Source organism: Roseomonas sp. TF40, from assembly GCF_057219975.1.
The window spans coordinates 39513-51220 of the sequence record NZ_JBXVVR010000004.1; the positions used below are offsets into that span (position 1 = coordinate 39513).

Annotated in this window: 2 protein-coding genes; one reads left to right on the forward strand and one right to left on the reverse strand. The window is 71.9% G+C overall.

From position 1 onward, the window contains the following. The first annotated feature begins 116 nt into the window (after positions 1 to 116). On the forward strand, positions 117 to 8525 hold the full coding sequence (locus AC2D9U_RS13435) for an FG-GAP-like repeat-containing protein (RefSeq protein WP_484749753.1): 8409 nt from the start codon (positions 117 to 119) through the stop codon (positions 8523 to 8525). A 127-nt stretch (positions 8526 to 8652) separates the two neighbouring features. Here the strand turns inward: AC2D9U_RS13435 and AC2D9U_RS13440 are convergent, their stop codons facing one another. Beyond that, positions 8653 to 11631: a hypothetical protein gene (locus AC2D9U_RS13440; RefSeq protein WP_484749755.1), complete on the reverse strand. Its 2979-nt coding sequence runs from the start codon at positions 11629 to 11631 to the stop codon at positions 8653 to 8655. Between the last annotated feature and the right edge of the window lie 77 nt (positions 11632 to 11708).

Genomic DNA, 11708 nt, shown 5'->3' on the forward strand with positions numbered 1-11708 from the left:
CTGGGCCCGCCCCCGCCCCAGGGTTGCAAAAAGGACAAGGTGGCGTAGCTTCGCGCGGTCCATGCTTTCGAACCGGCGATGGTCCGGCCCGGAATGCGACGCCGGAGGATGTCTGCGTGCAGCTGATCTCGGGCCTCGCCCCATTGGTGACCTTCGCCGAGAGCGCGGTGAACGCCGCGCCACAGCTGCTGGATGCGGACATCACCTTCACCAGCAGCACGCCGCTCGACGGCTACAGCCTGGTCGTGGCGGGGCTTTCAGCCGAGGATCGCGTCTCGGTCCTGCATGACGGCGACGGCGCCGGGCAGATCGGCGTGGCGGGCGAGGCGATCAGCTTCGAGGGGGTGGTGATCGGCATCGCCGCGGGCGGCGAAGGCGGCGACTTCACCGTCACCCTTACCGCGAATGCCACCGAAGCCGCGGTCGATGCGCTGATCCAGCGCCTTGCCTATGGCACCCTCAGCGACGCGCCGGCGGCCAGCCGCACGCTGACGCTGGCGGTCACGGCGCCGGGCGTCACCAATCCCTTCTTCGGGCTCAGCACCGGCTATGCCAGCAGTCCTGTCTTCGCGGATTGGGACGGGGATGGCGATCTCGACCTCGTCTCCGGCGAGCGCTACGGCAGCCTCCTGGCGTGGCGCAATACCGGCAGCGCGGCCACACCGAGCTTCACGCCGCTCACCGATGGCACCAACCCCTTCGAGGGCATCGACGGGGGGTATTTCAGCGCCCCGGCCTTCATCGACCTCGACGGCGATGGCGATCTCGACCTCGTCGGTGGCGCCTATGGGCAGCTGCTGGCCTGGCGCAACACCGGGACGAGCACGGCGCCGAGCTTCGCGCCGCTCTCCGACAGCGAGAATCCCTTCGCGGACATCGGCGTCGTCTACCGCGCGCGGCCCAGCTTCGTGGACCTGGATGGCGATGGCGACCTGGACCTCGTCGTCGGGGCGAGCGACGGGCTGCTGCGGGCCTGGCTCAACACGGGCCCCGGCACGGCGCCGATCTTCACACCGCTCAGCGGCAGCGACGATCCTTTCGCCAGCATCGATGTCGGCGAGGAGAGCGCGCCGGCCTTCCTCGACTTCGACGGCGATGGCGACCTCGACCTCGTCTCCGGCGCGCGCTACGGCGGCATCCTCGCCTGGCGCAACACAGGCACCACGGCGGCGCCGGTCTTCAGCGCGCTGACGGGTGACGCGAATCCCTTCGCCGCGGTGAATGCCAATGCGCTCAGCACGCCCACGGCCGTGGACATCGATGCGGATGGGGATCTCGACCTCGTCGTGGGCGGGAATGACGGCGCGCTGCGCCTGCTGCGCACCGCGCCCGCGCCGACCAGCATCACCGTCGCCATCACGGCGGAGAACGACGCGCCGGTCATCACCTCGGCCGTCACGGCCGATGTGGTGGAGGGCACCACCGGCATCGCCTACCAGGCCATCGCCGTGGACCCCGATGGGACGACCAGCTTCACCTGGAGCCTGGGCGGCGCCGACGCGGCGCTGTTCACCATCGATGCGAACGGCGCCGTGCGCTTCCGCATCGCGCCGGATTTCGCGGCGCCGGGCGATGCCGGCGGCGACAATGTGCACGACATCACCATCGGCGTCTCGGACGGCACGGCCAGCGTCACGCAGGATGTCGCGATCACCGTGACGAACTTCCTGGCGGGCCCTGCCCTGTCGGGCTTCAGGGCGGCGGCGAGCTTCACCGAAGAGGCCGTCAATGGCGGCCCGCAGTTGCTCGATACCGACGTGACCTTCACCGCCGAGTCGCTCCTGGATGGCGGCCTGCTCGAGGTCAGCGGCCTGCTCGCGGAGGACCGGATCTCGGTGCTGCACCAGGGTGACGGTGCGGGCGAGATCGGCGTCTCGGGCAGCACCATCAGCTTCGGCGGCATCGCCTTCGGCACCGCGGCCGGCGGGGTGGGCAATACCTTCAGCGTCACCTTCAACGCCGATGCCACGGCCGACGCGGTCGACGCACTGATCCAGCGCCTTGCCTACGCGAATGTCAGCGACACGCCGACCAGCACGCGCAACCTGACGATCGATGTGCGGGACAGCGCCGGGGCCCGGCTTGGCGAAATCGGGCTGGTGACGCCGCTGGCGAGCAGCGCCAGCCCGCTCGATGGCGTCGATGTCGTGCTGTACGGGGCGCCGGTCTTCGTCGATTGGGACGCGGATGGCGACCAGGATCTCGTCGCCGGCACGCTCGATGGCACGCTGCTGGCCTGGCTGAACACCGGCAGCAGCGCCGCGCCGAGCTTCACCGCGCTGAGCGGCACCGCAACCCCCTTCGCGCTGGTGGATGCCGGCGACCGCAGCCGCCCGGCCTTCCTGGACCTGGATGGCGATGGCGACCTCGACCTGGTCCTGGGCGGCGCCGACGGCACGCTGCAGGCCTGGGAGAACATCGGCAGCAGCGCGGCGCCGGTCTTCTCGCTGCTCGGCGGCACGGCGAACCCCTTCGGCGGCTTTGGTCTGGGCTCGCACAGCGCGCCCGCCGCCATCGATTTCGATGGCGATGGCGACGACGACCTCGTGGCCGGGGAGCGTGACGGCCGCCTGTTCACCTGGCGCAACGAGGGCGCCGGTGCCACGCCGCGCTTCAGTGTGCTCAGCGGCTCGGCCAGCCCGTTCCACAGCCTCGATCTGGGCATCTATGCCGCGCCCGCCTTCGTGGACCTGGACGGCGATGGCGATCTCGACCTGGTCTCGGGCGAGAGCGAGGGCCTGATCCGCGCCTGGCGCAACACGGGCACCACCGCCCTGCCCGTCTTCGTGGCCCTGACCGGCCCCGCCAACCCCTTCGAGCGCCTCGATGCCGGCAAGGGCAGCGCGCCCGCCTTCCTCGACCTGGACGGGGATGGCGTGCGCGACCTCATCATCGGCGCCGATCGCGCCGCGCTGCAGGCCTGGCGCATCAACCCGCCCACCCCGCCGCCGGCCATCGCCATCACCGTCACGGCCGAGGACGACGCGCCACGCATCACCTCCACCACCACCGCGCGTTTCGTCGAGACCACGATCGGCATCGCCTACCAGGCCACCGGCATCGACCCCGACAGCCCCATCGCCTGGTCGCTCGGGGGTCTGGACGCCGCGCTGTTCAGCATCGATGCAACAGGCGCGGTGCGTTTCGTGGCCGCACCGCGCGTCGCCCTGCCGGGCGATACCGGCGGCGACAATGTCCATGACATCACCGTCAAGGCCTTCGATGGCACGACGACGGAGATGCTGGATGTCGCGATCACGGTGACGCCACTGCTGATCGGCCCTGCCCTGGCAGGCCTCACCTCGGGCTTCACCGTGGCCGAGGATGTGGTGAATGCGGCGCCGCGCTTTCTCGACACCGAGGTCGCCTTCACCGGCAGCACGCCGCTTGCCGGTGGCCTGCTGCGCGTGGCGGGGCTGCTGGCGGAAGACCGCGTCGCGATCGCGCATGAGGGCGATGGCGCCGGGCAGATCGGCGTTGCGGGCGGCGTCGTCAGCTTTGGCGGCGTGGCCTTCGGCACCGCCACGGGCGGCGAGGGCACGCCCCTTATCGTCAGCTTCACCGCCGCGGCCAGCGCGGCGGCGGTGGAGGCGCTGATCCAGCGCCTGACCTATGCCAATGTCAGTGAGACGCCGACCACCCGGCGCGACCTGACGATCAATGTCGCGGATGCCGCCGGCAACAACCTGGTCGGGTTGGGCGGCCTCACGCCCCTCACCGGCACGGCCGATCCCTTTGCCGGCTTCGACACGGGCACGGCCAGCGCGCCCGTGTTGCTGGACCTGGACGGCGATGGCGACCTCGACCTCGTCTCGGGCAGCGGCGGCGGCACGCTGCTGGCCTGGCGCAACACGGGCACCAGCCTTGCGCCGGTCTTCTCGCCGCTCAGCGGTTCAGCGGACCCCTTCGCCACCGTGATCGTCGGCAATGTCAGCGCGCCGGCCTTCGTCGATTTCGATGGCGATGGCGACCGCGACCTCGTGCTGGGCGCGGCGGATGGCCAGTTGCTGGCCTGGCGCAACACGGGCAGCGCGGCGGCACCGGTCTTCACGCGGCTCAGCGGCACCGCCAGCCCCTTCAACGGCATCGACACGGGCGATGACAGCCGGCCTGCCTTCCTCGACCTGGACAGCGATGGCGACCTCGACCTCGTCGCCGGGGCGCTGGACGGCACGCTGTGGGCCTGGCGCAACATCGGCGATGCGACGCTGCCGCGCTTCACGGCGCTGGCCGGCAGCGACAACCCCTTCGCCGGCATCGATGTGGGCGATGCGAGCAGCCCGGCCTTCCTCGATTTCGACGGCGATGGCGATCTCGATCTCGTCGCGGGCGAGTCGGAGGGCACGCTGCTCGCCTGGCGCAATGGGGGCGGCGTGGCCGCACCCGCCTTCACCGCGCTGGCCGGCACGGACAATCCCTTCCACGGGATCGATGTCGGCAAGGGCAGCACGCCGGGTGTCGCGGATCTCGATGGTGATCTCGACCTCGACCTCGTGGTGGGCGAGGTCACCGGGCCGATCTTCGCCTGGCGCAACGAGGCCGCGCTGCCGACCGTCACCGTGCTGGTCACCGCGGAGAACGACGCGCCGATCGTCACCGGCGGCCCCGACCCCAGCTTCGCCGAGAACGCGCTGGGCATCGTCTACCGCGCCCGGGCGAGCGACCCCGAGGGACTGACCGACTTCGACTGGTCGCTCGGCGGCAGCGACGCGGCGCTGTTCAGCATCGATGAGCGCGGCGATGTGCGCTTCCGCGCCGCGCCGGATTTCGAGGCGCCCGGCGATGCCGATGGCGACAATCTCTACGCTCTTACCATCCGCGCCTCCGACGGGGTGTCGGTGGGCACGCGCGACGTCGCCGTCACGGTCACGAACCGGATCGAGGGCCCTGCCCTCTCAGGTCTCGCCGCATCGGCGAGCCTGACCGAGAGCGAGGCGAATGCCGCCCCGCGCCTGCTCGACGCAGACGTGGCCTTCACCGTCGAGACGGCGCTCGCCGGCGGGCGGCTGGTGGTCGGCGGGCTGCTGGCGGAGGACCGCGTCTCCGTCCTGCACCAGGGCGATGGCGCGGGGCAGATCGGTGTCGCGGACCATCTCATCAGCTATGCGGGCGTGGTGTTCGGCACCGCGGCCGGCGGGGTGGGTGGCGATTTCAGCGTCACCTTCAACGCCGCCGCCACGGCCGAGGCGGTGGACGCGCTGATCCAGCGCCTTGCCTACGCCAATGCCAGCGACACGCCCACAACCACGCGCAGCCTGACGGTCAATGTGCTGGACGGCACCGGGCTGGGCATGGGCCGCGATGCGATCGGCGGCCTCACCGCGCCGGTCGGCACCTTCAATCCTTTCGGCATCATCGATGTCGGCGATGTCAGCCGCCCGATTTTCGTCGATCTGGACGGGGATGGCGATGGCGACCTCGTCTCCGGCCGGCAGGACGGCACGCTGTTGGCGTGGCGCAACACCGGCACCGCCGCGGTGCCCGTCTTCAGTGCCCTCACCGGCACCACCAACCCCTTCGATGGGATCGATGGCGGCACCGGCAGCGCGCCCGCCTTCCTGGATCTGGAGGGCGATGGCGATCTCGACCTCATCCTGGGCAATGCCGACGGCACGCTCGGCGTCTGGCGCAACACGGGCGGCACGGCGGCGCCTTCGTTCACGGTCGTGGGCGCCAGCGACAACCCCTTCCAGGGCATCGATTTCGGCAATTACAGCCAGCCGACGACGGTGGACCTCGACGGCGATGGCGACCTCGACCTCGTGGCTGCCTGGGCCTCCAACGCGCCGGGGTCGCCCTATGCCGTCCTGCGCGCCTGGCGCAACGACAATGAGGTCGCGCCGCAGCGTTTCACCGCGCTGACCGGCACGGCCGATCCTTTCCAGGGCATCGATTTCGGCCTGGGCATCTCGCCCGCCTTCGTGAATTTCGACGGCGATGGCGACATGGACCTCGTGCTGGGCGGCCAGGACGGCACGCTGATGGCCTGGCGCAATACCGGCACGGCCAGCGCGCCGGCCTTCACCGCGCTGACCGGCACGGCCAATCCCTTCGACGGCATCGATGCCGGCGAAAGGGCCAACCCGACCTTCGGGCATCTGGATCGCGACGGCGATCTCGACCTCGTCGTGGGCGAGTTCTTCGGCCGGCTGCGCCCCTGGCTCAACACGGCGCCGCTGCCTGGCATCACGGTCACCGTGACGGCGGTGAACGACGCGCCGGTCATCACCTCCGCCGCCACGGCCAGCTTCGTGGAGAACGACCGGGACTTCGTCTACCAGGCCAGCGCCACCGATGCGGATGGCACGACGAGCTTCACCTGGTCGCTCGGTGGCACGGATGCCGCGCTGTTCACCATCGATGCCGACGGCGCTCTGCGCTTCCGCCCGACCGCCTTCATCAGCGCGCCCGATTTCGAGCGGCCGGGCGATGCCGGTGGCGACAACATCCATGATCTGATCCTCACCGCCAGCGACGGCACCACCAGCACCAGCCAGGCGCTGACGATCACGGTGACGAATGAGGAAGAGCCGCCGACCCTGCTCACCAACGACCCGGCGCGGGTTGCCGAGAACAGCACCTTCGTCGACTACCTGCGCTACGCGAACGATCCCGAAGGTGTCGCCCTCGTCTGGTCGCTGGCCGCGGTGGGCGACCATGCGCTCTTCAGCATCGATGCCGCCACTGGCGCGCTGCACTTCCGCGACCTGCCGGATTTCGAGACGCCAGCGGACGCCGACGGCGACAACCGCTACGAGCTTCAGATCGTTGTGAATGACGGCGCGAACTGGATCCTGCCGGTGACGGTGGAGGTGACCGACCTGACCAGCCCGCTGCTGCTGGAAGGCACCGCCGCCGCTGATACCTTGCGCGGCGAAACGGGTGCGGACACGCTCAAGGGCGGCCTCGGCGCGGACATCCTCATCGGGCAGGAGGGGGACGACACCTATTGGGTGGACGATCCCGGCGACGAGACGCGTGAGTCCGTTGGCGGTGGCCATGACCGTGTGATCGCCACGCTCCACTGGGTGCTGGGCGAAGAGGTCGAGCGCCTGAGCCTGTTGGGCCGCGCCGACCTCAATGGCACCGGCAACGCGCTGGCCAACCGCATCGACGGCAATCCGGGTGCCAATACCCTCTCGGGCGGCGAAGGCAGCGACTCGCTCTACGGCGGCGATGGCCGCGACACGCTGCTGGGCGGCGCAGGCGCGGATCGTCTCGATGGCGGCACGGAGGCGGATAGCCTCGTCGGCGGTGCGGGCGACGACACCTACATCGTCGATGCGGCGGGCGACGCCGTGCTCGAACTGGCGGGCGGCGGGTACGACCGGATCGCAGCCACGCTCGACTGGACGCTGGGCGAAGAGGTCGAGCGCCTGAGCCTGTTGGGCAGCGCCGACCTCAACGGCACCGGCAACGCGCTGGCCAACCGCATCGACGGCAATGCGGGCGCCAACAGCCTCGCGGGGGCTGTGGGTGATGACACGTTGTTCGGCGGCGCTGGCCGCGACACGTTGCTGGGCGGCCAAGGCGCGGATCGTCTCGATGGCGGCACGGAGGCGGACAGCCTCGTTGGCGGTGCCGGCGACGACACCTACATCGTCGATGCGGCGGGCGACGCCGTGCTCGAACTGGCGGGCGGCGGGCATGACCGGATTGCAGCCACGCTCGACTGGACGCTGGGCGAAGAGGTCGAGCGCCTGAGCCTGTTGGGCAGCGCCGGCCTCAATGGCACGGGCAACGCGCTGGCCAACCGCATCGACGGCAATGCGGGCGCCAATATCCTCTCGGGCGGCGAAGGCAGCGACTCGCTCTACGGCGGCGAGGGCCGCGACACGCTGCTGGGCGGCGAAGGCGCGGATCGTCTCGATGGCGGCACGGAGGCGGACAGCCTCGTTGGCGGTGCCGGCGACGACACCTACATCGTCGATGCGGCGGGCGACGCCGTGCTCGAACTGGCGGGCGGCGGGCATGACCGGGTTGCGGCCACGCTCGACTGGACGCTGGGCGAAGAGGTCGAGCGCCTGAGCCTGCTGGGCAGCGCCGACCTCAACGGCACCGGCAACGCGCTGGCCAACCGGATCGACGGCAATGCGGGCGCCAATATCCTCTCGGGCGGCGAAGGCAGTGACTCGCTCTACGGCGGCGCTGGCCAGGACACCATGCTGGGCGGTGCGGGCGCTGACCTGCTGGACGGCGGGGCGGGTGCCGACAGTCTCGTGGGCGGGGATGCCGCCGATGTCTTCCTGCTGCGCAGCGCGGCCGAGGCGAATGGCGATGTGATCGCCGATTTCAGCGTGGCGCAGGGCGACAGGCTCGACCTGCGGTCCATCGATGCGAACGCCCTTGTCCTGGGCAACCAGGCTTTCAGCTGGATCGGCGCGAGCGCCTTCGGCGGCCAGGCCGGGCAGCTTCGCTTCGATAACGAGATGCTGGAGGGCGACCTGGACGGCGACGGCGGGGCCGATTTCCGGCTTGGTCTCGAAGCGCTGGGCTCGCTCAGCGCGTCCAGCATCTGGCTGTAGGGCATTATCCGATCTGACGTCGCGGCAGCGCCGCGACCAGTCAGATCGGATGTCTTGCCCCATGGACAGCGATTTGTAGCGCGAGAGGCCCGTCCAACCGGACGGATCGCGCTGCGGGATCCGGCCGTCAGGGCGGCACCACCGCCAGGGGGAAGCTGCGCGGCTCGCGGCCTGCCGCGCGGAACACGACCTCCTGCCGGTGGCCTCGTTCGGCCGCCAGTGGCGGCACGCGGCGCATCACCCATTCGCCGAGCGTCAGCGCGCTGACCCGGCCCTTGCCATCCGCACCGCCGCGCCCCGTCAGCGCCTCACGCACCGCCTCGGCGAAGGCGCCGCTGCGGTTGTCATCGCCGGCACGGCCTTCGCGCGTCGCGGTCGAGGCGGCGAGCAGGAAGCGCCCCGTCTCGTTCCCCAGCGCGGAGAGCTGGTCGACCGCCGGCTGCCCGGCATGGCTCGTGTCGAGCAGCAGGATCGCGTCGCGCGCGCGGATGCCAGCAAGGGCGGCCACCAGCGTGGTGTCCTCGATGCCCTGCTGGCGCAGGGTCGGCGCGTCGCTGGCGGTCGCGTCTTGCGGCAGGAAGGCGAAGCGCTGGTCAGGCCCGGTGCGCAGGGCCTGGCCGGCCATGTAGAGCACGAAGGTGTCGCCCGGCGCGGAGTCGCGGCCCGCCTGGGCCAGGGCGTCGAGCACGCCGCGGCGCGTCGCGTCGGCATCCTTCAGCACCGTCACGCGCACCTCACGGAACAGCGCGCCGGCCTGTTCGCGCAGCGTGCTGGCCACGAGTTCGGCGTCGGGCGTGGCGGTGGGGCGGTTGACGGCGGGCATCGCATGGCTGTCCACGCTGATCGCGAGAACCACCAGCCGCCCCGGCACGGCGGGTTCCTCCGCCCCGCCGGCACGGCCCGGCACCATGCCCGGCCCCTCGGCGAACATCGTGCGGTCCTCGGCATGGAGCCGCGTGGCGATTCGGTTCGGCCCTGGGTCGAGCGGCACTTCGACGATGCTCTCGCCGGCCGCGTTCTCGTTGCGCGCGACGAGGCGCTCATTCACCAGCACGTCGAGCGGGCCGATCCCCAGGCCGCGTTCGGCGGCGAAGAGGCCGATGCGCAACGCCGTCGCCCCCGCGGGGATCTCCGGCGCATCCCACCGCAGCGCGGCGCAGCCATGCGCGGTGACCGCGCACAGGCCGCGCGGGCTGAGCTGCGGCAGCTGCGCGATGCGGGCGCGCAGGTCACCGAACTCAGCCAGGCGCGCCTCGGCGGGCTTGGCGTCCCCGGCCAGCTGCGCGCGCACGGCCGCGGGCGAGAACAGCGCGCGATAGGCCTGCTGGAAGCTCGCCCATTCGGGCGTCTGCGCGCGGCCATGATTGACCTGGATCCCGGCCAGCTCCTGCCCGCCGCCCGGCGCATGGTCGAACAGCCCCTTCGGCGTCCAGAGCACCCAGCGCAGCGTCTCGGCATGGATGAACAGCGCCGCCTGCTCGGTGATGGTGCCGCCCGAGAGGGCGAACCAGCGGATCGTCCCGTCGCCGAGCGCGGCCACGGCGCGGTCTGGCGCCAGGGCCAGACCCCAGGCCGCGGCCGGCAAGGCCAAGGCCGCCAGCGGCGTGCCGGCGGCGTCGAACAGGCGCAGATGCGTATCGGTGCCCAGCAGCAGGCCGCGATCCTCGGCGAGGAGCGCGAGGCTGCGGGCGAACTCGCCCTCGTTGAGGCGCAGCACCGCCTGGCCCAGGCGCGGGCGGGCGGCGTTGCGCCACTCCCCCGGCTGCAGCCGCGCACTGCCCGTGCGCGCCGTGGCGTAGGCCTCGCTCGTGGCATCGGCACGGGTGAGCTGCCCGGCCTGGGCGTCGAAATGCAGCGCCGGCTCACCGGGGCGCAGGGCAAGGCGCAGCCGCATGCCGTCGGCGGAGACGGCGAGCCCTGGCCCCGTGGCGCGCAGATCACCCCCCGCCGGGCGCGGCGCGACGGCAAGGCTGCCATCAGTGGCTAGACGCCCCCAGCCCGGATCGGCCGCGGCAAAGGCCAGCCCCCCCCCAGGCAGGGCGAGGAGATGGATGATGGCGTCGCGCGCGGCCGGAATGTCCGTCGCCGGACCCAGCCCGAAATCGGCCCAGCGGCGGATCACCACCTCACGCGAGGCGGTGCCGGATCCGGGCGGCCCGCCGGGGGTCAGGCGCGCCCCCGGGACCACGCCGCGCAGGGCGCCGGAGGGTGCCCGGCGCACCGGACCCGCGGCGTGAAGCTGCATCCCGCCCCGCCCATCACCGGCCCAGGCGACCGCCGGCAGCCCCTCTCCCACCAGGCCGGCGACATCGGGGGAGAAGACGCTGCGCAGATCGGACCCGGCCAGGATCTCCACCCGCAGGCGGTCCTCGAATCCCAGGGCGAGCAGCGTGCCATCGGGCGACCAGGCCAGGCCATAGGGCCGCGCGCCCAACACCGGCGCGCGCTCCGCGATCTTGCGGCCATGGCGGTCATAGATCCGCACGCGGCCGTCGGCACCGCTGGCGGCGAGCTTCTCCGCCCCGGCCTCGCCCGGGGCAAAGGCCACCATGCGCGCGGGCGCGGTGAAGGCTGAATCGTCCCAGAGCGGCTGGCCGCTGCGCGCATCCCAGACGCGAACACCCGCCCGCCCCCCCAGCGCGGCCGCCAGGCGGGTGCCGTCAGGCGAGATGGCCAGGTGCTGCACGGGCGCCGGCAGTCCGGGCAGCCGGGCGAGCATTCGCTGCGTGCCGACGTCGAAGACGTAGATGGCAAAGCTGCGATCCCAGCTCACCGCCGTATGCCCGGCCGCGAAGGCGCGCCGCCCATCCGGAGAGAGGGCCACGGCGTAGAGCTCGCCCTCCTCCTCGGGGCCGATCGGCGGGCGCAGCACCCCGCGCGGCGTGCCATCGGCCAACGACCAGAGCCGCAACGTCTTGTCCCTGGACACCGTGGCCAGCAGCCTCGCATCGGCATCGGTCGCGAGGCGCGCGACCGGCGCCACATGCGCCGCCGGCTCGATCCGCAGGAAAGGCTGGCGCGGCGGCTCCCCCGCTCCCACCGGTCCGGCCAGGGCCAGCGCCGCCAGGACCAGGGCGGCGCAGCGGGTGATCAGGCGGCAGGGCATCGGGTCAACCCGCCTCATCGGCACCCGGGCCGGGCGGCGCGGCGCAGGGGCGAGGACGGAGGCTCTCGATCATCGAC